The 26,024-nt window shown below is 38.4% G+C and carries 25 protein-coding genes and 1 pseudogene; 10 read left to right on the top strand and 16 right to left on the bottom strand.

The genetic code is table 11. The features are described from left to right. Window positions 1-4: 4 nt before the first annotated feature. Window positions 5-1,687 (bottom strand): phenol degradation transcriptional regulator MobR, encoded by a 1,683-nt coding sequence (gene mobR, locus AS4_RS08230; protein ID WP_096733833.1) that lies wholly within the window; start codon window positions 1,685-1,687, stop codon window positions 5-7. A gap of 405 nt (window positions 1,688-2,092) precedes the next feature. On the opposite strand from mobR, the gene AS4_RS08225 reads away from it, so the two are divergent. From AS4_RS08225 to AS4_RS08190, 8 genes are all read left to right on the top strand, one after another. Beyond that, a complete protein-coding gene (locus AS4_RS08225) occupies window positions 2,093-2,383 on the top strand; it encodes a phenol hydroxylase subunit (protein WP_004820638.1) in 291 nt (96 codons plus the stop codon). Between the two features lie 18 nt (window positions 2,384-2,401). Next, on the top strand, window positions 2,402-3,403 hold the full coding sequence (locus tag AS4_RS08220; RefSeq protein WP_096733832.1) for an aromatic/alkene monooxygenase hydroxylase subunit beta: 1,002 nt from the start codon (window positions 2,402-2,404) through the stop codon (window positions 3,401-3,403). Window positions 3,404-3,415: 12 nt separating this feature from the next. Next, window positions 3,416-3,685: an MmoB/DmpM family protein gene (locus AS4_RS08215; RefSeq protein WP_034615112.1), complete on the top strand. Its 270-nt coding sequence runs from the start codon at window positions 3,416-3,418 to the stop codon at window positions 3,683-3,685. 67 nt (window positions 3,686-3,752) lie between these two features. After that, the gene (locus tag AS4_RS08210) at window positions 3,753-5,279 is read left to right on the top strand and encodes an aromatic/alkene/methane monooxygenase hydroxylase/oxygenase subunit alpha (protein WP_004820631.1); all 1,527 of its coding nucleotides are present in this window, start codon (window positions 3,753-3,755) and stop codon (window positions 5,277-5,279) included. Window positions 5,280-5,373: 94 nt separating this feature from the next. Then, a complete protein-coding gene (locus AS4_RS08205; protein ID WP_096733831.1) occupies window positions 5,374-5,736 on the top strand; it encodes a phenol hydroxylase subunit P4 in 363 nt (120 codons plus the stop codon). An 11-nt stretch (window positions 5,737-5,747) separates the two neighbouring features. Next, window positions 5,748-6,809 carry an NADH:ubiquinone reductase (Na(+)-transporting) subunit F gene (locus AS4_RS08200; RefSeq protein WP_096733830.1) on the top strand — a complete coding sequence of 354 codons (1,062 nt, stop codon included), beginning with the start codon at window positions 5,748-5,750 and terminating at the stop codon, window positions 6,807-6,809. Window positions 6,810-6,933: 124 nt separating this feature from the next. Continuing rightward, window positions 6,934-7,854, top strand: a complete 921-nt coding sequence (catA, locus tag AS4_RS08195; RefSeq protein ID WP_096733829.1) for a catechol 1,2-dioxygenase — start codon at window positions 6,934-6,936, stop codon at window positions 7,852-7,854. 80 nt (window positions 7,855-7,934) lie between these two features. After that, window positions 7,935-8,816, top strand: a complete 882-nt coding sequence (locus AS4_RS08190) for a SphA family protein (protein WP_096733828.1) — start codon at window positions 7,935-7,937, stop codon at window positions 8,814-8,816. A 191-nt stretch (window positions 8,817-9,007) separates the two neighbouring features. Here AS4_RS08190 and cntB read toward each other — a convergent pair whose 3' ends face one another. The 6 genes from cntB to AS4_RS08160 form a co-directional block, all read right to left on the bottom strand. Next, window positions 9,008-9,964, bottom strand: a complete 957-nt coding sequence (cntB, locus tag AS4_RS08185) for a carnitine monooxygenase, reductase subunit CntB (RefSeq protein ID WP_096733827.1) — start codon at window positions 9,962-9,964, stop codon at window positions 9,008-9,010. 111 nt (window positions 9,965-10,075) lie between these two features. Continuing rightward, window positions 10,076-11,527, bottom strand: a complete 1,452-nt coding sequence (locus AS4_RS08180; protein WP_004721374.1) for an NAD-dependent succinate-semialdehyde dehydrogenase — start codon at window positions 11,525-11,527, stop codon at window positions 10,076-10,078. 128 nt (window positions 11,528-11,655) lie between these two features. Then, the gene (gene cntA, locus AS4_RS08175; protein WP_004721375.1) at window positions 11,656-12,771 is read right to left on the bottom strand and encodes a carnitine monooxygenase subunit alpha; all 1,116 of its coding nucleotides are present in this window, start codon (window positions 12,769-12,771) and stop codon (window positions 11,656-11,658) included. Between the two features lie 66 nt (window positions 12,772-12,837). Then, window positions 12,838-13,791, bottom strand: a complete 954-nt coding sequence (locus AS4_RS08170; protein WP_096733826.1) for an alpha/beta hydrolase — start codon at window positions 13,789-13,791, stop codon at window positions 12,838-12,840. After that, window positions 13,788-15,443 carry a BCCT family transporter gene (locus AS4_RS08165; RefSeq protein ID WP_016539053.1) on the bottom strand — a complete coding sequence of 552 codons (1,656 nt, stop codon included), beginning with the start codon at window positions 15,441-15,443 and terminating at the stop codon, window positions 13,788-13,790. Before AS4_RS08165 ends, AS4_RS08170 begins: the two co-directional genes overlap by 4 nt. Window positions 15,444-15,485: 42 nt before the next feature. After that, window positions 15,486-16,598, bottom strand: coding sequence for a tartrate dehydrogenase (locus AS4_RS08160; protein WP_096733825.1), 1,113 nt, complete (start codon window positions 16,596-16,598; stop codon window positions 15,486-15,488). 100 nt (window positions 16,599-16,698) lie between these two features. Here AS4_RS08160 and AS4_RS08155 point away from each other — a divergent pair, with 100 nt between their 5' ends. Beyond that, window positions 16,699-17,679: a LysR substrate-binding domain-containing protein gene (locus AS4_RS08155; protein ID WP_004721384.1), complete on the top strand. Its 981-nt coding sequence runs from the start codon at window positions 16,699-16,701 to the stop codon at window positions 17,677-17,679. 75 nt (window positions 17,680-17,754) lie between these two features. Continuing rightward, window positions 17,755-18,588 (top strand): DMT family transporter, encoded by an 834-nt coding sequence (locus tag AS4_RS08150; protein ID WP_096733824.1) that lies wholly within the window; start codon window positions 17,755-17,757, stop codon window positions 18,586-18,588. Between the two features lie 112 nt (window positions 18,589-18,700). Here AS4_RS08150 and AS4_RS08145 read toward each other — a convergent pair whose 3' ends face one another. The 9 genes and pseudogenes from AS4_RS08145 to AS4_RS21970 all read right to left on the bottom strand — a co-directional run. Beyond that, the gene (locus AS4_RS08145; protein ID WP_096733823.1) at window positions 18,701-19,885 is read right to left on the bottom strand and encodes a TonB-dependent receptor; all 1,185 of its coding nucleotides are present in this window, start codon (window positions 19,883-19,885) and stop codon (window positions 18,701-18,703) included. Window positions 19,886-20,263: 378 nt separating this feature from the next. Beyond that, the gene (locus tag AS4_RS08140; RefSeq protein WP_096733822.1) at window positions 20,264-20,986 is read right to left on the bottom strand and encodes a tetratricopeptide repeat protein; all 723 of its coding nucleotides are present in this window, start codon (window positions 20,984-20,986) and stop codon (window positions 20,264-20,266) included. Continuing rightward, window positions 20,986-21,465, bottom strand: a complete 480-nt coding sequence (locus tag AS4_RS08135; RefSeq protein WP_096733821.1) for a hypothetical protein — start codon at window positions 21,463-21,465, stop codon at window positions 20,986-20,988. The genes AS4_RS08140 and AS4_RS08135 overlap by 1 nt, the downstream gene beginning before the upstream one ends. A 109-nt stretch (window positions 21,466-21,574) precedes the next feature. Continuing rightward, window positions 21,575-21,739 (bottom strand): hypothetical protein, encoded by a 165-nt coding sequence (locus AS4_RS21980; protein ID WP_227548148.1) that lies wholly within the window; start codon window positions 21,737-21,739, stop codon window positions 21,575-21,577. Between the two features lie 30 nt (window positions 21,740-21,769). Further along, window positions 21,770-22,006, bottom strand: coding sequence for a hypothetical protein (locus AS4_RS21975; RefSeq protein ID WP_227548147.1), 237 nt, complete (start codon window positions 22,004-22,006; stop codon window positions 21,770-21,772). Window positions 22,007-22,045: 39 nt separating this feature from the next. Then, window positions 22,046-22,519, bottom strand: a complete 474-nt coding sequence (locus AS4_RS08125; RefSeq protein ID WP_096733820.1) for a hypothetical protein — start codon at window positions 22,517-22,519, stop codon at window positions 22,046-22,048. An 806-nt stretch (window positions 22,520-23,325) separates the two neighbouring features. Next, window positions 23,326-23,793 (bottom strand): hypothetical protein, encoded by a 468-nt coding sequence (locus tag AS4_RS08120; protein WP_096733819.1) that lies wholly within the window; start codon window positions 23,791-23,793, stop codon window positions 23,326-23,328. Further along, on the bottom strand, window positions 23,781-24,152 hold the full coding sequence (locus AS4_RS08115) for a hypothetical protein (protein WP_126606911.1): 372 nt from the start codon (window positions 24,150-24,152) through the stop codon (window positions 23,781-23,783). The genes AS4_RS08120 and AS4_RS08115 overlap by 13 nt, the downstream gene beginning before the upstream one ends. 56 nt (window positions 24,153-24,208) lie before the next feature. Beyond that, a pseudogene (locus AS4_RS21970) lies at window positions 24,209-25,942 on the bottom strand (RHS repeat domain-containing protein); the annotation flags it as partial. Window positions 25,943-26,024: the final 82 nt, after the last annotated feature.

The raw sequence follows: 26,024 nt of genomic DNA, 5'->3' as shown, positions 1-26,024 counted from the left end.
GATTTTAACCTAGCGTAATTTTCTTTAAACGGTAATCCAATGTTGCCCGACTAATTCCAAGCATACGTGCAGCTTCTGAGATATTCTGTTGGCTTTTATCCATAGCGCTACGAATAATATTTTGTTCAAGTTGATCTAAAGAGAAATTCTCACTAAATAAATCCTCTACATTGATCAGCGATTGTGCAGTTTCACCCACTGCTTCTAAATCCTTATGTTGAGGAAACAAACTGTCCAATTTAATTTCCTGTTGATGATCGGTCAGTAAGGTGGCTCTTTCCAACAAGTTTTCCAACTCACGAATATTGCCAGGCCAATCATATTTCATCATAAAGTTTTTCGCTTTATCACTGAGCCCTTTTAGGGTCTTGTTATACATATTTTCAAAGCGTGCCAAAAAGTGATTAATCAGCAAGGGAATATCTTCTCTTCGCTCACGTAAAGGCGGAATAATCACAGGAAAAATATTTAAGCGATAATATAAATCTGCACGGAATTTTCCATCTTTAACGGCCTGCTCTAAATCCTCATTGGTCGCAGCAACAAGTCTGACATCGACTTGGCGGGTGCGACTATCTCCTACCCGTTCAAATTCACCTTCTTGCAGCATCCGTAATAACGCAGCTTGTGCACGCGGTGAAAGCTCGACCACTTCATCTAGAAAAATTGTTCCGCCATGAGCACGTTCAAATTTTCCCATACGAGATTGAACCGCACCAGTAAATGCGCCTTTTTCCACTCCAAACAGTTCTGACTCAATCAGATCAGGAGGAATACAGGCACAATTCACTGCCACAAATGGTTGCGCTTGACGCTGACTACCATTATGAATACCACGTGCAAATGCTTCTTTGCCAACGCCTGTTTCACCTTGTAATAAAACTGCGACTTTACTCCCTGCTGCTTTTTTAAGTAGATCACAGACTTTGCGATAGGCGACCGACTCTCCTACCGCATTAAACATGGTGTAATCACTTTCAGCATCGGTATAGATATTTTTCTTTAATTGATTGAGTTCCGCCTGTAAGGCAATGATTTCATCCGAGACGGCATCGGGTGACATAAAGCGAATCAACTCATCGGCATTTTCCCATTCACTCAACGGCTTTCCAATGATTCGACAATGCTCATCACCTTGAGCAACGCAATGTGTCTCCTGATAGATAATGGTCTGCCCCATGACAAAGCTGCTATAGCCACAGGCATAGCCCAATAACATCCAACAAGCAGGTTGATCTGAAGCACCAAATTCACTTAAATGCACTTCTGCCTCAAATGAATTAAGCCAGTTAAAATCAGCATAAAACTGTTTTAAATCATGACTTAAATGCAGCTCATTGACGTCAACCTGCACCATGCCACGGATGCCATGCATTTGCGGTCCAGCCATAAAAGCTTCTGCTTCATTTAAATTTGGTCGTAGTTTTGAGGTCACTTCTGCATCGCGCATGCCAGCTTGGTAACCACAACGAATAAAAAAGCGTTTAGTGCGTTCAAGCCCCAACATTTGATAAAGATCTTTTCTTAAAAAGCCCAGAATACTGGTATGCATCAACAGCATTCGATTTTCATCAAACCAGATTTGTCCGTGTTGAGCATCAAAAACGATTTTATCGAGTAAATCTTGAATATCTTTGTTCTGTTCCAGTATTTTTTTATATACCTTCACATCTTTGGCTGGGGGCATGATATATCCATCCTTGGCTATATGTCTTTGTGAATGCAATCTTGATATTACCTAATTCTGAACCAAAAGCTTCACTACCTTTTCTTATATTTTCATACCTTTAAGGTATATTGTTTTTATTTTAACCAATATCAAGTCGTTATTGGTTTTTATAAACATTAACTCGACCTCTCCCATCAAAATCACTGTTTCATCTTTTGATGAAATCAGCATCTCTTTACGTTCATTATTTGATGAAAATAATGTTGTCGTGCTTCATATCCTCATGAGCAACAAATAATAAACATTTGAATTTTAATTAAATTTTAAAGTTGGCACGACTTTTGGAATATCTAGAGCAAACCTAGTACATGAGCATGAAGCTCTACATCGAAATTGTTTTGATGTTGATAAAAGGATAAGCACATGATTGACGCTAAACAGCCTACCGCATTGGTCAAATATATCCGTATTACTGGTGAGCGGAATGCCAAATTTGTCGAGTTCGATTTTGCCATTCAAGACCCTACGCTTTTTGTTGAACTGATTCTCCCCCAACAAGCTTTCCAGCATTTTTGTGAAATTAATCATGTCATTGAAATGACCGCAGAACAACAAGCTTGGAACGATGCGCAGGAAGATAAATGGCGTTATGGCATTGAACCGACTGTTTTAAATCATGCTCGCCAACATTCTGATCAAGACGATCAGGCTTAATTCTACAAGGAGAAGCTAATGACTTTAGAAATTAAAACATCCAATTTGGAACCGATTCGTCAGACTTATGCGTATATCGAACGCCGTTTTGGAGCCAAGCCCGCAACACGCTACCAAGAAGTCAGCTTTGATATTCAAGCTTCGACAAACTTTCACTATCGCCCCTTGTGGAAGCCAGACAAAACCTTAAATGATAAAACCCATACGGCTTTGCAAATGCAAGATTGGTATGCATTTAAAGACCCTCGCCAATTTTATTACGGTGCTTATGTGCAACATCGTGCACGTCTGCAAGATACCGCTGAAAGTCATTATGCTTTTTTTGAAAAACGTCAGTTGGTCAATAATCTCAGTGATGAAGTGAAACAAAAAATCATCCAGCGTTTATTACCTTTTCGCTATGTCGAACAAACAGCCAACTTACATATGATGTCAGGCAGTGCCTATGGTTATGGCACTGTCATCACCCAAGCATGTATTTTTGCAGCAATGGATCGTCTCGGTATGGCGCAATACATTTCACGTATTGGCTTAATCCTCGATGGCAATACAGGTGAATCATTACAGCAAGCCAAACACGCTTGGCTAAATGATGAAACTTGGCAACCCTTACGTAAACTTTGTGAACAAAGCCTAACCGAACAAGACTGGTTCAAACTTTACATTCTGCAAAATCTGTTGATTGACAGCATGTTACAAGAGCTGGTTTTTGGACAGCTGGATGAATGGCTGGTTGAAAATGGCGGGCGTGATATTGCCATTCTTACTGAATTTATGAAGGACTGTTTAACTGATTTAGCGAAGTGGTCAGACAGTGTTTTAAAAACTGCGATTTCAGAATCTGAAGACAATAAAACCCTGATTCAATCATGGATCACGGAATTACTACCCCAAGTTAAACAAGCATTTAGTGCTTGGGCACAAACCGCACTGACGGATTCAGGGATTGATTCAGGTCTAAATAAGATCTCTGAACGTAGCAAAAAAGCCGGCACCATTTTACTCGATTTAGCAGCATAAGGATTTGCCATCATGACCTCTAAAGTTTATTTAGCATTGCAAGACAATGACACTTCACGCTACATCATTGAAGCGATTGAACAGGACAATCCTCAAGCAACAATTCAATATCTTCCCGCGATGATTCGGGTCGAAAGCACTGGCGAGCTGGTGGTACGTGCAGAAACAGTATCAGAAAAACTTGGGCAAAACTGGGATATCCAAGAACTACAACTCAACATGATTACCTTGGGTGGCAATGTTGATGAAGATGATGACAGTTTTACCTTGAAGTGGAACTAAGCCGTACTTCCCCTAGATTTAAAGCATAAATAGCAGGCAGCTGCATGTAAGTTAAAGGATGATCAAAATGAATAGCCAAGCCAAAGTAAACAATAAAAAGCTCAATGCCAAAGAACGTTATCGGATACTCACCCGTGATCTAGATTGGGACTTTTCCTATGCAGATCGTAAAGATGCCTTTCCGTATGAAGAGTTTGAAGGCATCAAAATTACCGACTGGTCGAAATGGGAAGATCCTTTCCGTTTAACCATGGATAACTATTGGAAATACCAAGCAGAAAAAGAAAAGAAGCTATATGCCATTTTTGATGCTTTTGCACAAAACAATGGGCAAATGAATGTTTCAAACGAACGTTATGTCAATGCGATTAAATTATTTTTAACGGCAGTAACTCCGCTTGAGTATCAAGCTTACCAAGGCTATGCCCATGTTGGGCGTCAGTTCAGTGGCATTGGTGCACGTATCGCCTCGCAAATGCAATCCATTGATGAATTACGTCATGTACAAACCCAGATTCATGCGATGAGCCATTACAACAAGTTCTTTGATGGCTTCCAAGACTGGGCACATATGCATGACCGTGTCTGGTACTTGTCTGTACCTAAATCATTCTTTGAAGATGCACGTTCAGCGGGGCCTTTTGAGTTTTTATTAGCAATCAGCTTTGCCTTTGAATATGTCCTAACTAACTTATTGTTCGTTCCTTTCATGTCGGGAGCAGCTTACAACGGTGATATGGCAACCGTAACATTTGGCTTTAGTGCACAATCAGACGAAGCACGCCACATGACGCTAGGACTGGAAATCGTAAAATTCTTACTGGAACAGCACGAAGATAATGTGCCAATCGTACAAGAATGGATTGATAAATGGTTCTGGCGAGGAACTCGCCTGCTGTCCATTGTCGGTATGATGATGGATTACATGTTGCCAAATAAAGTCATGTCATGGAAAGAAGCTTGGGAAACTTATTTTGAAGAAGCAGGTGGTGCTTTGTTTAAAGACTTAAGTCGCTACGGGATCCGTATGCCGAAATATAGTGAAGTGATTAGCAAAGAGAAAGAACATGTTTCGCATCAAGCATGGTGGATTTTCTATAACTTCGGTCATGCAGCAGGCTTCCATACGTGGATTCCAACAGATGAGGAAATGGATTGGCTCTCAGAAAAATACCCTGACACGTTTGATAAATACTACCGCCCACGTTGGGAACTTGCTCGAAAAATGGAAGCTGAAGGTAAACGCTTCTATAGCGCGGGTTTACCTCAATTGTGCCAAGTATGCCAAATTCCAATGACCTTTACAGAAATGGATGGCGACCCAACACTATTTAGCTATCGTGATTCAATTTACAAAGATGAGCGTTATCACACTTGCTCTGATGGTTGTCATGACATTTTTGAACGCGAACCTGAGAAATACATCCAAGCGTGGTTGCCTGTACATCAAATTTTGCAGGGTAACTGTGGTGGTCCAGATTTAGAAAGTATTTTAAGGGATTACTACAACTTTAATGTCGGTGCAGACAATCTCGATATTGAAGGTTCACCTGACCAACAGCGCTGGAAAAAATGGAAAGGCAACGCAGCTTAAACCCTCATCCAAAAATTAAAAAATAAGCAATGGATGTTGTCTAATTCGACAGCATCCGCTCAAGGATTTATTCAAAAGTTTAAGGAAATACACCATGACTGTACAAGCGATTGTTGAAAAATATCAATTTGAACCACTAGATCTACAACAAAATTACGGCGAAAACATGTTGTTGTTTATTGGTTGGGATCATCACACCCTATTTTGTTCGGCACATGCTTTTGTGGTTTCACCAAAACAAAGCTTACAAGCCTTGATCGATGGACAAATTCAGGCGGGTTTTGAGCAACATCCCGATTTTAAACATATTGATTGGTCTAAAGTTGAATTCCGTTTAAACCGCAAGCTTTTACAGGCTGATTTTTCTAAGTCCCTAGAAGATTTGGGTTTTGATCATAAATCTCTCCTGCGCTTTGTAACGCCTGATCTAACGGGTTACCAAGGCACACATGTTTAAGGAGAACACAGATGAGCTATCAAGTCACGATTGAACCAGCAGGAACCATCATTCAAGTTGAAGAAGATCAAACCATTTTAGATGCAGCATTGCGTCAAGGTGTTTGGTTGCCCTTTGCTTGCGGACATGGCACTTGTGGTACATGTAAAGTTCAAGTCACAGACGGTTTTTATGATGTTGGTGAAGCCTCACCTTTTGCGCTTATGGACATTGAACGTGAAGAAAATAAAGTGTTGGCTTGTTGTTGCAAGCCCGAATCTGACATGGTCATCGAAGCTGATGTGGATGAAGACGAGGATTTCTTAGGCTATTTAGTCCAAGACTACCAAGCCAAAGTCATTGAAATAACGGATTTATCGCCGACGATTAAAGGTGTTCGACTTCAACTTGATCGACCAATGCAATTTCAAGCAGGCCAATACATCAATATCCAACTCCCCAATATTGAAGGAACCCGGGCATTTTCAATCGCCAATACACCGAGCGAAGCAAATCTGATCGAATTACATATTCGTAAAGTGCAAGGGGGTGCTGCAACACGCTATGTGCATGATGAACTGAGTGTTGGTGAAGAAATGGCGCTTTCAGGACCTTATGGACAATTTTTTGTGCGTAAGTCTGATCAGCAAAATGTCATTTTCATTGCAGGTGGTTCAGGTCTTTCAAGCCCTCAATCGATGATTCTGGATCTTTTAGAACAAGGTGACACCCGTATCATTTATTTGTTCCAAGGTGCACGGGATGTTGCTGAATTATATAACCGTGAAAAATTCGAACAGCTTGTCAAAGAATATCCAAATTTCAGATACATCCCTGCTTTAAATGCGCCTAAGCCAGAAGACCAATGGACAGGGTTTACAGGCTATGTACATGAAGCGGTTGCCAATTATTTTGAAAATAAATGCAGTGGGCACAAAGCATATTTATGTGGCCCGCCACCGATGATTGATGCCGCCATCTCCACCTTGATGCAAAGCCGTTTATTTGAAAAAGACATCCATACCGAACGCTTTTTAAGTGCGGCAGATGGTGCAAATGGGCAATCACGTTCGGCACTTTTTAGACACATCTAAAGTTGAGTGGTTGAACCCTTAAATTATCCAATATACCAACACCAGCGTGAGTGATCTGCACCGATTCCAGATCGCTCTCAAGATACTCATGCCAAATACTCATATCAATCAAAGGAAGATGATGATGAATAGACAACAAATCGATAGCCTCGTTCAGCAAATGAATGTCGCGACAGCAACAGGTGAAGTCAATCTGCGTGTTCAGCAAATCGTTGTTCGTTTACTTGGTGATTTATTCCAAGCCATTGAAGACTTAGATATGTCTCAAACCGAGCTTTGGAAAGGCTTAGAATATTTGACAGATGCAGGTCAAGCCAATGAACTGGGACTTTTGGCAGCAGGTCTCGGGCTAGAACATTACTTAGATTTACGTGCAGATGAAGCAGATACTAAAGCCGGTATTACAGGTGGAACACCACGAACAATTGAAGGACCGCTTTATGTTGCAGGTGCGCCTGAGTCCGTTGGCTTTGCTCGTATGGATGATGGCTCTGAATCTACGCACGTCGATGCCTTAATCATTGAAGGCATTGTCACAGACACTGCTGGACAGATTATTCCCAATGCAAAAGTAGAAATCTGGCACGCCAACAGTTTAGGCAACTATTCATTCTTTGATAAATCTCAGTCTGCATTTAATTTACGCCGCAGTATTTTCACCGATACACAAGGTCAATATATCGCTCAAACCACCATGCCTGTCGGTTATGGCTGTCCACCTGAAGGTACAACACAAGCTTTACTCAATTTGTTGGGTCGACATGGTAACCGTCCTTCGCATGTTCACTACTTTGTCTCTGCGCCGGGTTATCGCAAACTGACCACTCAATTTAATATTGAAGGTGACAAATACCTTTGGAATGACTTTGCCTTTGCTACTCGTGATGGACTGATTGCTACTGCGCTGGATGTAACGGATCTCACGAAAATTAAACAATACAATTTAGATAAAGCCTTTAAATACATCAAATTTAATTTCCAATTGGTCAAAGACGCTGATCAAGTCCCTTCTACAGAGGTTGATCGTCGTCGAGTAGCCGCTTAGTCAAAAATGTAGTGATGCTTAACCCGTTTAGGTTTAGCTACAGCTAGCTGCAATAAAAATATCATTGAAAAGGATTTTCTATGAAACAATTGATGTTCAAACTTTCCATTCCATTGATGCTCGGTTTAACCAGTAGCATTGCCTGTGCTACAGAAAATGGGGCTGACTCATTTGCTCTCGGTGCTGAAGGTATGATGGCGGGCGCACTACCACCAGCTGGTGTGTATCTATTAAGCTATTATCAAAATTACCATGCCGGAAGTTTTGATAATGGCCCAGCGAATTTTCATTTAGATGTAAATGCCTTTATACCCCGTTTGGTCTGGATGACAGAACAAAACTATTCCGGTGGTCAACTGGGTTTCTATGCCATACAGCCTATGGTTGATCTCAGATTATCTGCAGCGGGGATGTCAGATCATAACACTGCCTTAGGTGATTTAATGTTGGGGTCAATGTTAGGTTGGCATCAAGGAGATCACCACTGGATTGCTGCGATAGAAACAGTACTCGCCACAGGTCAATATGATAAGGCCACAGCACAACAGCCTTTGGTCGCCAATATTGGCAAAAACTATAATACTGTTCGACCGATTTTTGCTTACAGCTATGCGCCAAAAAATGGTTTAGATATTTCAACTAAAATTTCTTATAGCTTTAACACTGAAAATGATGATACCCAATACAAATCTGGGGAATATTTTGCTGGTGATTATAGTCTTGGATATAAACTTACTGATCAGGTTAAAGTGGCTGTTGAAGGCTACGCTTTTAAGCAAACCAAGTCAGATAAGCAACAGGGTGAAAATATTGCGATGCGTGGACAAGTTTTGGCAATTGGTCCTGCAATACAATATCAAAATAAAAACTGGTCAATTGAAGCAAAGTATTTAAAAGAAACTCATGTTGAGAATCGCCCTGAAGGTCATACGAGTGTATTAAAATTTGTGTGGGCTTTTTAGTGGCTATGCTTTGCACTTAGCAATATTTGGTTTTTTGCGCAGGTGCTCAATTGTAGTTGTTAAATCATACTCATAATCAGTCATTAACGCCGAATGAACTCATTCGGCGTTAATTTAGAAACCGTCAATTCGGGTTAAAGTAAAGCTGCAATATATCAACATAAATCACTTCAGTTTACGCCAATAATCATTTATAAATCTAATACCAATCTTTTGCCTTTGGCACGAGATACACAGATCATCATCGATTGCTGTGATGCCTTTTCATCATCACTCAAATACTGATCAAAGTGCTCTGCTTCACCATCTAGAATTGCAGTTTCACAGGTACCACACACCCCTTCACGACACAAGCACTCAACATCGATATTCAATGCTTCAATCGCCTGTAAAATAGTCTGGTTGCCTTGAACTTCGACTTGCTGATTGGATTTCGCCAAAACCACAGTAAATGCTTCACCATCTTCAGGTACGGTTGAAGCAAATTGTTCCCAATGAATATATTCATCTCGATAACGATGAAAATTACAACGATCAATCACCGCATCAATCATTGGCTTTGGCCCACAGACATAAACGTGTGTGCCCTTTGGCTGTGCGGAAATTAATTGATCGAGATCAAGGCATTTCCCATCTGAATCGATATAACTAAAAATATGTTCAGCATGTTTTTGTTTGAGCTCTTGCAACAGTGCAGCATGCTCTGGCGAACGATAGGCATAATGCAATTCGTAATCTGCCCCACGTGCAGCCAACTCATCCATTTGCGGCACAAAAGGCGTAATCCCAATCCCACCTGCAATTAAAATATGTTTTGCGCCATTTTCAGCCAGTGGAAATAAATTTTTAGGTTCTGAAATCAGAATTTCACAGCCTTCATTGCATTGCTCATGCATATAGACCGAGCCACCTTTACCTTCTACATCTTTGCGTACGCATACTTGGTAAGTGCTAAGATCCTGAGCACAGCTCATCAGTGAATAGGCATTGGAAAGCTGATCATTCATTTTAACAATGATATGACTGCCCCCATTAAACTGAGGAAAATTTTGTCCATCCTGACGTTTAAATGTAAACCGTTTGATCAATGGTGTAAGTTGCTCTACCCCTGTGACCACTGATGCAAACATTTCATAATGACTTGCCATGTCTAAATCCTCTTTACCACATGTTGCTTTTTTAAGTACTTATTCAAGCGCTTTCTCATTGGAGGGCAGCATGTTGGATGATCATCAATGAATGTCCAACACGCCTTTATCCTATAGCCCTAAACACATATATTTAATGGTCATGAATTCTTCTAAGCCATACTTAGAACCTTCACGGCCTACCCCTGATTGCTTCACACCGCCAAACGGGACCACTTCATTTGAAATTGCAGTTGAGTTCATCCCCACCATGCCATATTCAAGTTGTTCTGCGACACGCCAGATCCGTGAAATGCTTTCACTATACACATAGGCTGCCAAACCAAAGATGGTGTCATTGGCTTGGGCAACCACATCTGCTTCATCACTAAATCGAATCAGTGGTGCCACTGGCCCAAAGATTTCTTCTTTGACAATTTCCATGCTTTGATCCACATCAGTAAGCACGGTTGGTTCAAAAAAGGTCTGTCCAAGTGCATGCTGTTTACCACCACAAGCCACTTGTGCACCTTTTTTACGTGCATCATCGATTAACTGTTGTGCTTTAAGGACGGCTTTTTCATTGATTAAAGGCCCTATCTGTACATTTTCTTCAAGACCATTGCCAATCTTAAACTTTTCAACTTCTTGCACAAACTTCTCAGTAAATGCCTGATAAACCTTGTCATGTACATAAATACGGTTGGCACAAACACAGGTTTGCCCTGCATTACGGAATTTGGCAAAAATTGCACCTTGTACTGCTTTATCTAAATCTGCATCATCAAAAATAATCAATGGCGCATTTCCACCGAGTTCGAGCGCAAGTTTTTTAATCGTGTCTGAACATTGCTGCATCAATAAACGGCCAACAGGCGTTGAACCGGTAAAAGTCAGTTTTTTGACTTTTTCATGACTGGTAAATACCGCACCGATTTCTTGTGACTGACCTGTTACAACATTGATCACCCCAGCAGGAATCCCTGCCATTTCTGCAAGTTTTGCAATGGCCAAGGCGCAATAAGGCGTTTCATTGGCAGGTTTAATCACAATCGTACAACCCGCAGCTAAAGCTGGCGCAGCCTTACGGGTAATCATGGCGATTGGGAAATTCCAAGGCGTGATCGCTGCAACCACACCTACAGGTTCCTTGGTAATGATAAAACGCTGTTGATTGTTGGTGGTAGGAATCACATCACCATAAACTCGCTTGCCCTCTTCTGCGAACCATTGAATAAATGAAGCAGCATATTTCACTTCACCTAAAGCTTCAGCCAAAGGCTTGCCTTGTTCAATGGTCATGATACGAGCCAGTTCGTCAGCATGTGCCAATACCAACTGATACCAAGCCAATAATAAATCTGCGCGTTTTTGTGCAGTTAAGGCTTTCCACGTTGCTAACGCTTGATATGCAGCATCAACCGCTAGGCTTGCTTCTGCCGCCCCCATATTGGGAATAAGCCCAATCTCTTCACCTGTTGCTGGGTTGGTGACGGGTACAGTGGCATTGGATTGTGCATTGATCCACTGACCATTTACCCATCCGCGTTGTTGAAATAGCGGACTACCTTGCAAACTTGACATGTCATGATCCTATGGTTTGAAAGCAAGGTACGACTTTATTTGCCGCACCTTTAACTTGAGAGCTCCTCTAAAAAACACATGATCGAGCTGTTTGCCCCAGTGATGTTTCGAGAGGCTCCCTTAAATGATTATTTGTGATATTGCGCAACGAGGTTTTGGAAATAAGCAATGCCGTGTTCACTAATCCCCGAACGTTGCTTATCCGTCATGATTCGCCCTTGACCGCGATAACCACGTGACTTTAAGCCACGTTGCACACTTTCAACCAGATTTAAATCTTCTGGGCGGAAGACATTACGATACCATTCAATCAAATCTTTTTGGTCTTGAGTCAGTTCTTCATTGGTAAAGTAAATATCATAATGTTGTAATGTCGTTTCAGCATCTACAGGAAATTCATAGATCACGGTCATAAAATTACCACCTGGTGGCACATTAAACATGGTGCAAGGCCATGTCCAAAAACCACTAAAGGTTGGATCTTGTACAGATGGATCCAGCTTGAAGGATTTTTCTGAAGAACGTGCATAACCATATTGCAAGGTCCAGTTTTGATGTGTGGTATGCCAATATTTATCCACCTGAACAGAATCAGCAAAGCCCGGATGCGCAGGTCCGCAGTGATAACATTCCATATAGTTATCTACAATCACTTTCCAGTTCGCTGGTGTTTCCGTCACAAAGCGTGCTGCAAGTTTTAAATCTTTGATGACCGCACAAGTTTCATTGAGCTTTTGTGCAAACTCAGGCAATTGATCTTCAACACAAGTGGCATTTTCATCCATATTGATAAAGATAAAACCGGCATACTCTTCAACTTTTACAGGCACCATACTTGAGTTTTGTTTATCAAAGGATTCAACATGATCACAGTTACGTGCCAGCGCCAAACTTCCGTCTAACTTAAATGTCCATGCATGATAAGGACAGGTAATCACATTCTTCGCTTTACCACTGCCACTTAACAACTCATGTCCACGATGCGGACAGACATTATAAAAAGCCCGTAGTACGCTGTCTTTACCGCGAATCACAATAATATTTTCACCAATGACCTTACGGGTAATATAGTCATTGGCTTGAGCCACCTCACTGCCGTGTGCAACGCAAATCCAGCTTTTTGCAAAAATTTCTTCTTTTTCACGCTCAAAAACCTGAGACGATGTATAGAACACTTTGGGAAATGTCCAAGCAACGTCTGGGTTTGAACAGAAATCTTCTGGTAATTTTTCAACTGCATTCATGTTTTTACTCCATTAAACTCATTTTTGTCCTAACGACCGTTTGTTTAAAATTGGCTGATGTTCAAATCAATTGAACATTGGCTTTAACGAACTCAGCATGCGCTGATATAAATCTTGCACCACAGGACAGTCACGTACTAAACGCAAACTGCCATGTAGTAATCCTTTACCGAGATAAAATTCGGTTGCAATATTGGCCTGTTTTAACTTGTCAGCAAAAATACGCCCATCATCACTGAGTGGGTCATACTCAGCGACAGCAATAAAACTACGGGGCATATCAGAAAAATCCTGTGCCAACAGTGGTGATAAACGTAAGTCCTGCCAGTCGCTTGTATTTGGCGCATAGGCTTGCAAGTAATCATGCATATCCGCTAGCGACAGTAACGGTGCATCTGCTTGCTGCTGACAAGATGCCGTATCAAAACCACTACTCAAACATGGATAAATCATTGCAAGACCACAGGCTTGAGCCCCTGTATGTTGTAATTGCACTGCAAGTGCAGCCGCTAAATTACCGCCCGCACTGTCCCCCATCAAAACAATTTGATTTGGATTAATCTTCCATTGCAGGCCATGTTGATAGAGCCAGTGATATACCGTTTCACAGTCTTCATATGCAGCTGGAAAATGGTGTTCTGGTGTTAAGCGATAATCCACACTCAGCACAGCAACATTTAAATCACGACATAAATAGCGGGTGATAAACTCATGTGAATCAAGATTTCCCACCATCCAACCGCCACCATGAAGATATAAAATACATGGCCAACCTGTCGCTGGTGCTTCGCCCAATGGTGAATACAACCGAACATTGACTGGATGATTGAGCTGCGGCACAGTTTTATCTTCAATATTGACCGTACCATCACGTGGTAAGGTGTAATGTAAGCACATTGCATCATACGCAGCCCGAATAGAATCGATATCATTATCCGCCGGTGAATAAATGCTGCTCCAATACACCAGACTTTGCATTTCTTCACTCAATCTATAGTGCATGCTCGATTGTTGTGTCATGACAATTCCTTTTGACTGGTTTTATCCGCAGTGGGTTCAATTGCAACATCAATGTGCATATGTTTATTTGCATCTGTTTGATCTAAAGATTCCAACTCACTAAAACTCATTTGCTCAATCAGATGGGATGGAACCTTTGAATAATCCTCAATCAACCATTTCACTAAGCCATAGGTCTGTATCAAAATAATCACAATGAATGGCAAGGCAGTCACAATGGTCGCGGTCTTCATGGTGTCCAAAGGCGCTTTAGAGAAAATCATCGCAATCGGAACAAGGGTTAACATCACACACCAGAACAAACGTGCATTTGGTGATGGGTCTTGCCCCTCACGTAAACCACGGGTACAAGTTGCCGACACTGCATAGCCCACAGCATCCATATGTGCTGCAAGAAAAATCACCATAATTCCAAGGAAAATCCACATCATCAGCTTGCCAGCAGGCAATAAACCAAGCAGTTGGCTAATCGCAACTTCACCACCTTGTTGGCTTAAAACTTGTGGCACATTGACCATACCGTGAATAAAGTTATAGACACTGTAGTTTTCAAACACCCCAAAGATGAACCATAAACCAACGCTACCGCCGATGACCATGGCAAGAATCACTTCTTTGATAGTACGTCCCTTTGAAACACGCGTTACAAATAACGCCACACCCGGTGCATAAGAAATCCACCATAACCAATAAAATACGGTCCATTCACGGGTGAACTTTCCATCGCCCATTGGGTCGGTAAATAAACTCATATCGACAAAATTGGTTGCCATTAAGCCAAAGCTCATCAGCGAGTTATTCATAATGAATTGGGTCGGCCCAAAGCACAGCACATAAATCGCAAACAACACCACACCTAAACACACCATATGGCTGAGACGTTGCATGCCCTTATCCATCCCCACATAAGAACTCAGGGCGAATAAAATCGATACTGCAAAAATAATCACCACTTTGGTCATAAAGGTATTCGGGATACCTGTCAGCTGCGACAAAATATTGGTAAAAGTCACCGCAGTCAGCACCAAAGAAATCGTTAAAGCACCGAACATACACAACAAGAACATCAGATCGACAAGGCGCCCAACAGGTCCAGTTGCCTTAAAACCAGTGACCGCTTCAATCATTGACGCCAAACTTAAGCCTTTATTCTTTCTGACGTGGTAGCTATAACACAGTGAAATTGAAGCCAGCGCATAGATCGACCAAGCACTCAATCCCGAATGAAAGAATGAGTAAGCAACGCTATATTTCAGTGCTTCCGCAGATTCAGGAGTTAAATTTAAACCCGGTGTTTGATAATAATAAGCCCAGTCTAAGAAGCCCCAATATAAGGTCGAAGAACCAATACCCGATAAAATGAACATGAAAATCCATGACATGGTACTGTATTGCGGTTTGCCTTCACCTAATTTGATTTTTCCATATTTACTGAACGCCAAAGCAAAGGTAAAAATAATCGATAAAAATGCAAATAAAAGCACTGGTGTAGTAAAAACAGATGTTGTCCACTTCATCCATTGAGCAGCAAGCTGTATAGATTCAGTCGAGTAAATTGCTAAACCAGCCACCGAAATAAACACAACGGCAAGACTGGTTATTGCAAGTGTCTTATCTGTATAAAGTTTTGTATTTTGATTATCCATATCCATTCAATCCATCTTGGATCCTGATTGTTTATTCCCTAAGGGCGATTACTCCATCGCGAATAAGTCCATTTTTTGATGTGTTACAAATGCTGCAATCGCATCTCCAACATCGTCCGTTTTGGCTGTTCCACCCACATCTGGTGTTTTCGGACCATGTAGCAATACATGTTCAATTGCCTGCATAATCTCTTGGCCTGCTTGAACCACCTGTTCGTCACCATCTGCCAAGAAATTCAACATCATTGCGCCAGACCAGATTGCAGCAATTGGATTGGCAATTTTTTGACCATAAATATCGGGTGCAGAACCATGTACAGGTTCAAACAACGATGGGAAATTACGTTCTGGATTTAAGTTTGCAGAAGCAGCTAAACCAATTGTTCCTGTACATGCAGGTCCCAAATCCGACAAAATATCACCAAATAAATTTGAAGCAACCACGACATCAAAACGTTCAGGCTGTAACACAAAACGAGCGGCCAAAATATCGACATGTTGTTTGTCTGCCTTGATTTGCGGATATTGTTTTGCCATCTCATCAACACGTTCATCCCAGTACGGCATACTGACTGCAATACCATTTGATTTGGTTGCAGCGGTAACTTTTTTAGCATCGCGTTGATTGGCAAACTCAAAGGCATATTTCAAAATGCGGTCTACACCATGACGGGTAAACACAGCTTCTTGTAAAACAAACTCACGCTCAGTACCTTCAAAAGCCTTACCACCAATCGCAGAATATTCACCTTCGCTATTTTCACGTACCACGTAGAAATCAATATCCCCCGGTTTTTTCCCTGCAAGTGGGCATTTCACCCCTGGCATTAAACGTACTGGACGTAAATTTACATATTGATCAAAACGACGACGGAACTGTAGCAATGACCCCCAAAGAGAAATATGATCTGGCACTTTTTCAGGCCAACCCACTGCACCAAAGAAAATCGCATCGTATTGCTGTAAAATTTCAAACCAGTTATCCGGCATCATTTTTCCGTGTTCAAGATAGTAATCACAACTTGCCCACTCAAACGCATCGAACTGTAGCGCTATGCCATATTTGTCTGCAGCTGCCTTTACAACCTTGATCCCTTCTGGTAGAACTTCTAGCCCGATTCCATCGCCTGCAATCGTCGCAACTTTATACTTTTTTGCCATAACGCTCCCTTACACCTTTGGTTAATATCTTTAGCTGTAAACATGCTATTTTCAGCAAAAATGATCAATAATAAAACTATCACCCCAATGGACACGGATCGTGAATAATCTACCTAACCTATCGGATTTAAAGGTTTTTTGCACAGTCGCAAAACGTAAAAGTTTTGTTGATTCTGCTGAGGAACTGGGTGTTTCGCCTGCGTTTATTAGTAAGCGCATCAACATTTTAGAAAACAATTTAAACTGTAAATTGTTTCATCGTAGTACCCGTCATGTCAGTTTGACTGAAGATGGCAAACTGATTTTGGAGCGAGTCGCTCATATTTTGGATGAATTTGATGAAATCAGTGAGTTGGTCAATAACCCATTAAGTACCCCCACAGGGCATCTGGATATTGTCAGCAGCTTTGGTTTTGGGCGGAAACACGTTGCACCGATCCTGTCTAAACTGCTGACCATGTATCCAAAATTAGAAATTCAGTTTGATACGATTGATAATACGAAAGATTTAATTCAACACAGTATTGATCTGGATATTCGGATTGGCAATGAAATTGCACCCAATATGATTGCCAAAAAGATGGTTTCTAATTTCCGAATTTTTTGTGCTGCACCAAGTTATTTACTGAAAAATGGAATGCCTGAAAGTTTAGACGATTTGCGTAGTCATGATTGCTTAACCATCAGTGAACGAGATCAATCCTCGGTATTATGGAAATTACGCCACGCTTCAGAAGATATGTCGGTACATGTCACCCCACGTTTTATTTCCAACAATGGTGAAATTATTCACCAATTGGCAGTCGAAGGTCATGGCATTATCTTACGTTCAATTTGGGATGTTGCAGATGAGTTGATTAGCGGTCAGTTACAGCATATTTTGCCTGAATACTGGCAAGATGCCGATGTATGGGCAGTCTACCCTTCACGTTTAAAAAGCTCGTCTAAATTACAGACCTGTATCCTGTTTATCCAAAATGAATTACAGAATCGATTGCAGCATGTTCAGAACCTATCACGTGGACAACTGATTCAACCGGTAGAATCGGTAACACAGCACGCTGAAAAGGTATTTTTATAATCGAGATCAGCTGCCTGCTTTCTTTTTTTAACAACATCATGCACATTAATTCAATCATGAACATGCAGGCAGCATATGAGCACGGCAATATTTGGCCTTATTTTAATCGCAGCGGCATTTCACGCTACATGGAATGCTATTGTCAAAGCAGGCTCAAATAAATTTTTAACCACTGTATTGGTGACTGCATCAGCAGCAGTTTTAGCAGCGCTACTGCTGCCCTTTTTCCCGATACCACATCGCGCTAGTTGGCCTTATATTTTGGCCTCAACGGGAATACAGATTCTCTATTTTGGCATGGTTGCCAAAATCTATCGTGTCGCTGACATGGGACTAAGTTATCCACTGATGCGTGGTACTGCACCGCTTATTGTGGCAGTTTTAGGGACATTCTTGCTGCATGAAACATTAGAACTTAATGCTTGGCTTGGGATCATTACCATTTCCATCGGCATTTTATCTATGATCTTCGCGACCTCTCAAACCGGACGAAAAGGGATTGGCTTAGCCTTGCTCAATGCAGTTTTAATTGCTGGCTATACCTTGGTGGATGGTCATGGGATTCGTCTCTCAGGATCACCCATTTCTTATATCTTATGGAGCTTTGTGCTCTCAGGTCTGATCTTTTTTATGTTTGCCTTGAAAATGCAATATCACCAGATGGGTAATTATTTTCGTCATAATTGGCATTTCGGTTTAATTGGCGGGATTGGCTCATTTTTCTCTTATGGACTCGCATTGTGGGCGATGACACTTGCACCAGTTGCTATTGTTGCCGCACTGCGTGAAACCTCGATTTTATTTGCTACGCTAATTTCGATCTTTATTCTTAAAGAGCAAGTTAATGTGATACGTATTGTCTCGTCATGTATTATTTTAATCGGGGCATTGATCCTAAGAGCTGCCTAACCCTAACAGCCGTTTATTCCTAAGTGCCAACTATTCCTAAGAATGGCTGGCGTAGGCATAATCGAAAAAACCAGCCTATTTTAAATAGACTGGTTGATCTTCAATGTTAATTTTAGAAGTAATAACCAAGTGATAAGTAAAATAATTTATTCCACTGATTACTGTCGCCTTGTGCAAGACCGTTGGCACTGCCGCCTGTCATTGGATCATTACGACTCCAAATATATTCGCCCTGAATCCCTACTGCTTTATAATTAAAATACACCCCAGCAATTAAACGATCTGAATCTTGATAGCCCTTTTGATCTTTAAAGAAGCGGCTATAGGACAGATAAGGTTTAATATTTTCTAACTGATAAAAGGGTTGAGCCAAAGTGTAATTAATTTCATTGGCCATAAATTTGCCTTTATTGGCCACTTGGTAGGGGTAATCAAATGCCCCGATGGTTGAGCTATTTGGCAGAAGATTATCGGCATTATTAATGTTCTGTTCACCTGCAAGGAAGAGCCATTGCCATGCTTGATAATTGGTTGTACTAAATACGCTCCATGTACTTCGATGACCATCTTGCTGCGTGCGATTATTTTCCAGATCTGAGTACCAGAATGAACCACCTATCTCAGTTGAAAACTTTTGCGCTGGGTCTAGCTCAAATTTTCTAGATAAGCGCGTCACCCACATATTTTTTTCATTAATATCTGTGCCTTGGCTTAAATCATCGGCTTGAACAAAGTTACCACTATAGCGGCTGGCGTCTTTAGACGTTCCTGTATAATTACCACCATCTGTTAGATAAAAACCTAAAATAAAATTGTATTGATCATTTTTAAACTGATACTTCGCACCTAGATTTTGAATATCTTCTAAGCCAACGGTATTTAGCAAGGTTTCATAATAACTGTTACCCCACAGTCGACCAAATCCAAAATCAACTGATTGAAAGCCCACGGTAAAGCGTTGTTGGTCTGAAATTTTATACCCAGCCCAAGCATCTTTTAGAAATAATCCGTCACATAAGCGGCTGTATTGGTAACAGCGTAGATCTAATGAGGCAATCCAATTTGGATTTTCATAACTCAATACTGTTTTAATATCTGCAAGCTGCCAGTCCTTATTTTTAGAACCTTCATTTGCCTCAACGATATAATCTTTGTACATATATCGGGTACGGATTGCGCCTGAAAGTTTAAGTTCACCTGATTCTGTTTTAGGGTCACCTATACTTAAATCTGCTGCAAAACTAGGCATGCTGACCAAAAGCCCCATTGAACCTATAAATAGAAATAACTTCTTCATTGTTGTACATCCTTGTTTAACATCATATAAAAATGAAGAATTTATGTACAACAAACAATGGGCAAACTATAAAGTCGGAATTTACAGACTGTGTTTAATGCGGATTGATTCAATCACGATAAGGAGGTAAAAAAACTGTGATTTTTAGGTTTTATTGAAAAACCAAACTTATGGCAACGATTCAAATCAAAGCTTCTTAAAATCAATAAAATCGTTTTAATTTTGATTACATGCAGCTAACTTTGATGTACTTTTATAAACAGAAATCTGCCAGAAATTAATGTCATCATAGCTTAATGGAATACCTGCTGGAGTCTTTGCGAATTTTCCTAATGGATATAAAATAATTAGAGAAAAATCTTCTCTAAAAAAACCTAACTATAAGTATTTTTTAATTCTATTTGGCACTTTGCTTAAAAGACCTAATTTTTTCATCTCTGCATAATATAGAGCGTAGTTTTTCCTAGCGAGAGCTTCATTTTTTTGTGCGACATATATATCGGCAATATTTAAGTAAGCTATTGCTTTACTTGGATCTAGCTTTATAACATGGTTTAAAATGCTTAAAGATTCATTGTAATAACCTAATTTATATAAATAAAATGCAGAATCATTAAGCTCTTGAATATCATTTTTGCTATATACAGGCAATTGGCAATTTATACTTTTAATTATTTCATCTATTTCTAATCTTTCAGACTTTTTCAATTTCTTTAAATTTTGGCTTGTTGAATAATTCATATAAACAACTGCGCCTCTTCCCCCACCGACATCAGCCTCCCAAATAGGTAGATCTTTTTGCTTATCCCACTTTCCAGCACACATACCACTTAACATTGTCGGAATAGCATCAACAATCACTTTATTTTTATTATTGATAATTAAACAGTAACGTTGATCTTGATCTGAAATCGGTAACGTCAAAAAGTTATAATTTTTAGTGATGTATGAATATTCAGGAAAGACATCTTTCGATGAAAGACTAAAATTTGCATCACTTAAATTTAGCGGACTGCAATTTTTATAGCTTAAAAAATCAGGAGTTGCATGTACTGTAAAAATTGTACTGCTTAACAATATAAAGAGCGTTTTCTTTAGCATTATTGTTGTCCTAATGTCAGTGTTAAATATTTACAATTATTGGTACCATCATCTTTAAACCTATAATACACAACCCAATAGTTTAGGTATTTTTTTGTTATACTAAATCCATTCTTGCCATCTTTCGAAGAATAATTTTGTTTTGTAGGATATAAGATTGCCATTTCATTTTTTTCATCATAACAGTATATATCCTGATTCTCATAGGTTGATTTAACCTTTTTCCAACCCATATCTTTAATTCTTTTTGTTACAACGCTATTATAAAAGTCAATACTCATGTCCTTTTTACTAACAAAAACATTATAATTTTCGACCTTATCTTTGACTATAACTTCAAGAAAATCATATTTAACATTATAAAATATTTTTTCACTTACTAAAGAGAAATTTAAACTATCTTTATTTTCATACATATTTGTATTTGAGCTACAACCCACCATTAAAACAAATAAAATACATATATATTTCAACACCATAAAACACTTCAACTTTCAGCCCTATTAATTAATCAGCACTTCAAACAAGAAAACTACTATCTTAATTTTCATTCACTCCAAATAATTTTAAATAAAAACTCCATATAAATTACTTACAACCATTTACACCATCATCATTATATACATAATAAATCAACCAATCATTAAAATCACCAAAAACAACTCTACTTCCACTTCTATCAAAATATTCATTCTTTTCTGGATATAAAATTCCTAATTTATTATAAACACCATGACAATATATATAATCCATTATAAACATCCTTTCTCACCCATCCTTCTTTTAATATTTTTTTTCGACATGCAAAAAATCGACCTTACTCATATTATCTTTGGATATCAAAATATTAGAAATTTCCGCACTAGGCTTCACTATTCCTGCCTCATATTTATATTGATATCCTTCAAAGACAATTTTTAAAAAATCTTGAATATCAACTCTTTTTTCATTTGGATTATTATTTACACAAGACACCAAGAAAAAGGATAATCCTAGTATAGAAAAGAATATTTTATGCATTTTACTTCCTTAATTTTTGATTTTTTAACAACCTCAAGGCTATGTTTCACACTCAGCAAGCCCATGATAATTATAGATATAGGAAATCACCCATTTATCTAAGTTTTCTTTTTTAATTGTTAAAGTATCCCCTTTTAAGTTTCTATAAATTTCTTTCGTAGGATAAACCACACTCATCATATTATTAGCACCAGAACAAAATAAATTTTGATCTTGAAACTCGGGACTAACTTGTTTCCAACCTTGATTTTTTATATTATCAACAACAGTATCATTAAAATAATTTTTCGTCATATCTGACTTTTTCACATACACTAAATTTATTTCTGATTTTTCTTTTTTTAGAATATTCACATATTCATAATTCACATTCTTAAAAACCTTCGATGTAAAATTAACAGGATCTACATATTCTAGTCTTTCTGTCTTTTGGGTACAAGAAATTAAACTTAATATAAATAAAAAAATAACTAATCTCATTATTATTTTCTTTGTTTTTTCTAACAAAAACATTCACCCACCTTATTAAAATTCACTCTAAACAACTAGAGAATTTTCGTTAAAAAATTATTAATTTTTAAACATATTTCACCTCAGGTTATTTTTAAAATAATTCTCACAATTTGTATTTCCATACATATTATACCTATATAAAATAATCCATTTATCTAAATTCCCCTCGCAACACACTCCTATTCAGCTTTGTTCTTTCGGGTTTCTGTTTTCCATACTGAAACTTTATAAATTCGGCTTTCAGGATTTTTAATATAATTGCACAGTACGTAAACTTTATATTTTTATTGCTATTTATAATTTTGACATTTTACTCTCAATGAAATTATATTTATCCATAAATTTCCCATATATATCTAAATCTGCATCAAATTACTCTTGATTATTAGCTATATGATATAAAAGAGGTTTGAACTCAGGATATACATCTTTAATTACATCTGATTATTTTCTCACTCTCTCTTCAATCAAGTTAAAAAAAACACTTACAGCACTTGCTGTATCAGCATTTAAAGGAATTACTTCAATATATTTTTTAATCCTAATATATAGTAATTAAATACTTTATCTGGCATATATTGTAATTCATCTATCTCCTCCCATTTATAAATAGTAGGGATTTGATCATTATTCATTAACATCTACTTAAATCCTTGATAAATTGTTAGCCTAGTATAATCTATTAACGCTTTCGATGATTTAACTGATTCCCAATCTATCAAATCAATCTCCCAACCAAATAGTGTCAAACTATGATTAGTTGAGTTATTCTTAAATAAATGACGACTAAACACTTCATACTTTAATTAATTTTTATCAAAAATTATATCATTACATATAAACTTATCAAAATCTTTACTATATACACTTAAATCTACTAATAATACTTCTGAGGAAAAAAAATCACCTTTATTATTATATTTTTGTCTATATATGATCTTCTCATCATTTGAACAATCATAAAAATGCTCTGCATAACCATAACTATCAATACCATCTGATTTTAAAAAAGAATACTCTATCAATCCTTTTTGAAAAGAAAAATTTCTGTCTTGAATAATATTTCTATAATAAACTTGTTTGAATGAATTTCTTTCATCCAAATTATCACCATTAAAATACATTGCATTCTTTCTATTATTTATTTTATCAATCAGATCATTAATATTTATTCTTGGATGATATTCAACTGCAAAAACATCACAATTAAATATAAAAAAACACATAAGCATAAAAAATTTCATTATTTCTAAACCACATTTTATTTGGTACAAGTTGAAACCCCTCCTTTTGTATAGGTTAAATCAACCCATACTTTATCTTTACTTTGATCCGGGTTATTTTTATATAAAAACCCATCAGGAAAAACAATTTTCATAAAGTATTTGTTTTCAAAACAGTATTGATAATATTCATTATCACTTTTTATTTGAACCCACCCTCTTCTCTTTATTTTATCATTCAATATCTGAAATTTTGAGAATGTAAGGTTTTCTGGTTTTATAAATAAATAATTGGTTATTACTTGATCTTTATCGGTCACATTAACTATCTCAGGCTCATACTCTAAAAATAAATTATTGATTGTATTTTGATAAAAACTTCTAATTTCTGGAGTATTAATTTTATCCATATAAACTGAATAACCAAGATAGCAAAAAACAGTAGCAAGCAATATATATATTTTCACTAATTATCCTCACTATGTACTTGTATTCCATAGTCTTTAGAGTAACCTACAACCCTTGGAGTACCAATACCAAATCCCCAAGCTTTTGTTCCATTAGGATCTAATGCACCCTCTCCATCTGGTACAGTAAGAGTACCAACAGCACCATACCATCCTGTCGAATATGTTTCTGACCATCCTTGTAAAAACTCTGATACATAAACTGCCGGATCTTTTCCTTTCGGTTTATTCTGAATATAATTACCTGTACAAGAAAAGCCTCTTGAAATAAGTTTACTACCAATACCCTTTGTAAAATCTGATCTCGACATTGGCCGCCCTGTTAATCCCTTGAGAATTTCATCTTTAGAAATATCACTCCCAAGTGAACCACTTATAAATATGTCTTTTGGTTTATATAAATTTACAGCAATTCCAACAGAAGTAACACCCGCGCCTCCTGAACATGTAAAATATTCAACTAGTTGACAATCATAATCTATTGATTCACTTTTTTGGGCTAATTCAGCTGCTTTCATCGCATCATATTCTGCTATTTGCTTGTCATGTAATTTTTGATTTCCAATAGGATCCCTATTCCAAATCTCTTCTTGTTGTTTTTCCCAGTCCCAATGTTTTTGGTGAACAGTTTCTCTTCTTTCTTTTACTTTAGTAAACCTCGCATTTTTTTCCAGTTGTGCAATGTAGTTTTTTGCTTCATCATTTTGGCCTATTGCACCAGATACATATGTTCCTGAGTAACTGCCATCAGGATGTATAAATATCTTTGCTAGACCTAAAGCATCCACCCACTGGTTTGGATCACTTACATAAGCAGAATTATTTAATCCCCCAAATAATCCTATCGGGTCTTTACTCACATACCTTGCACTAAACGGCTCGTAATAACGATAACGGTTATAGTGTAACCCTGTTTCTTTATCGTAATATTGCCCTTGAAATCTTAAGTTGGTTTGCTCAAGCAGATTATCACTTGTATTTATTTCTAAAGCTGTGCCCCATGTATCCTGTTTGATTTCCCAAACAGACTCGCCTAGCTCATTACTTAAAGTTTGTGGAGTACCGACTTGGTCACAGTGGTAAAAGGCAACACGTTCTAATTCAGCTTTGTTTTTTCTGGTTTCTGTTTTCCATACAGGGTCTTTATAAATCGAATAAGGTACATTTTGGAATTGGCGATAATCAGGTGTTTCAATCAGCTGAATAAAGCCAGCATAACCAGTCTGTAATAACGGTACAAAGCTATTCGGTTCATAAACATAGTGTTTGGTATAGTCTTGCTGTTTTGATTGAGTTTGGTTTGCTTGATATGACTCCCAGACCATCTGATCACCATCCCAACCAAATAAGGTTAAACTGTGGTCTGTTTGGTTATTCTTAAATAATCGTCTGCCAAAAACATCATAACCATAATCAGTAATTTGACCATTGTTGTCACTTTGAATCAGACGGTTTAAGTTATCCCAAGTCAGTTTTAAAGTCTGACCGGCTTGGGTGGTTTCAATCACATTACCCTGTGCATCATATTTATAATGTTTGCCTTGATACTGGCTAATCAAGTTATTTTTCACTTGCGCAGCTTGAGTGGCAATCGGATCAATCAAGTTCCCAGCAGGATCAAAACTAAAGCTTTCAGTCTTATATGGGTTTTGGCTTTTGATTAAACGTCCGATTGGATCATATTGGTAATTTAACTTGCCTAATCTGCTGTCATCCACCTGAGTCAGTAGGTAAGTGATTAAGCCTTTGCTATCGGTATGTTTGAATAGGCACCCTTCTTCATCGTGTTCAAATTGTTTTTTGACTCGATTAGAT

It is taken from the genome of Acinetobacter guillouiae (assembly GCF_002370525.2).
Taxonomy (GTDB): domain Bacteria; phylum Pseudomonadota; class Gammaproteobacteria; order Pseudomonadales; family Moraxellaceae; genus Acinetobacter; species Acinetobacter guillouiae.
This window is presented reverse-complemented; position numbering and strand designations above follow the sequence as displayed.

Excerpts from the sequence above, each read along its gene's own strand:
- mobR (WP_096733833.1), bottom strand. The coding sequence starts at position 1,687 with ATGCCCCCAGCCAAAGATGTGAAGGTATATAAAAAAATACTGGAACAG.
- AS4_RS08225 (WP_004820638.1), top strand. The coding sequence starts at position 2,093 with ATGATTGACGCTAAACAGCCTACCGCATTGGTCAAATATATCCGTATT.
- AS4_RS08220 (WP_096733832.1), top strand. The coding sequence starts at position 2,402 with ATGACTTTAGAAATTAAAACATCCAATTTGGAACCGATTCGTCAGACT.
- AS4_RS08215 (WP_034615112.1), top strand. The coding sequence starts at position 3,416 with ATGACCTCTAAAGTTTATTTAGCATTGCAAGACAATGACACTTCACGC.
- AS4_RS08210 (WP_004820631.1), top strand. The coding sequence starts at position 3,753 with ATGAATAGCCAAGCCAAAGTAAACAATAAAAAGCTCAATGCCAAAGAA.
- AS4_RS08205 (WP_096733831.1), top strand. The coding sequence starts at position 5,374 with ATGACTGTACAAGCGATTGTTGAAAAATATCAATTTGAACCACTAGAT.
- AS4_RS08200 (WP_096733830.1), top strand. The coding sequence starts at position 5,748 with ATGAGCTATCAAGTCACGATTGAACCAGCAGGAACCATCATTCAAGTT.
- catA (WP_096733829.1), top strand. The coding sequence starts at position 6,934 with ATGAATAGACAACAAATCGATAGCCTCGTTCAGCAAATGAATGTCGCG.
- AS4_RS08190 (WP_096733828.1), top strand. The coding sequence starts at position 7,935 with ATGAAACAATTGATGTTCAAACTTTCCATTCCATTGATGCTCGGTTTA.
- cntB (WP_096733827.1), bottom strand. The coding sequence starts at position 9,964 with ATGGCAAGTCATTATGAAATGTTTGCATCAGTGGTCACAGGGGTAGAG.
- AS4_RS08180 (WP_004721374.1), bottom strand. The coding sequence starts at position 11,527 with ATGTCAAGTTTGCAAGGTAGTCCGCTATTTCAACAACGCGGATGGGTA.
- cntA (WP_004721375.1), bottom strand. The coding sequence starts at position 12,771 with ATGAATGCAGTTGAAAAATTACCAGAAGATTTCTGTTCAAACCCAGAC.
- AS4_RS08170 (WP_096733826.1), bottom strand. The coding sequence starts at position 13,791 with ATGACACAACAATCGAGCATGCACTATAGATTGAGTGAAGAAATGCAA.
- AS4_RS08165 (WP_016539053.1), bottom strand. The coding sequence starts at position 15,443 with ATGGATATGGATAATCAAAATACAAAACTTTATACAGATAAGACACTT.
- AS4_RS08160 (WP_096733825.1), bottom strand. The coding sequence starts at position 16,598 with ATGGCAAAAAAGTATAAAGTTGCGACGATTGCAGGCGATGGAATCGGG.
- AS4_RS08150 (WP_096733824.1), top strand. The coding sequence starts at position 17,755 with ATGAGCACGGCAATATTTGGCCTTATTTTAATCGCAGCGGCATTTCAC.
- AS4_RS08145 (WP_096733823.1), bottom strand. The coding sequence starts at position 19,885 with ATGAAGAAGTTATTTCTATTTATAGGTTCAATGGGGCTTTTGGTCAGC.
- AS4_RS08140 (WP_096733822.1), bottom strand. The coding sequence starts at position 20,986 with ATGCTAAAGAAAACGCTCTTTATATTGTTAAGCAGTACAATTTTTACA.
- AS4_RS08135 (WP_096733821.1), bottom strand. The coding sequence starts at position 21,465 with ATGGTGTTGAAATATATATGTATTTTATTTGTTTTAATGGTGGGTTGT.
- AS4_RS21980 (WP_227548148.1), bottom strand. The coding sequence starts at position 21,739 with ATGGATTATATATATTGTCATGGTGTTTATAATAAATTAGGAATTTTA.
- AS4_RS21975 (WP_227548147.1), bottom strand. The coding sequence starts at position 22,006 with ATGCATAAAATATTCTTTTCTATACTAGGATTATCCTTTTTCTTGGTG.
- AS4_RS08125 (WP_096733820.1), bottom strand. The coding sequence starts at position 22,519 with ATGTTTTTGTTAGAAAAAACAAAGAAAATAATAATGAGATTAGTTATT.
- AS4_RS08115 (WP_126606911.1), bottom strand. The coding sequence starts at position 24,152 with ATGGATAAAATTAATACTCCAGAAATTAGAAGTTTTTATCAAAATACA.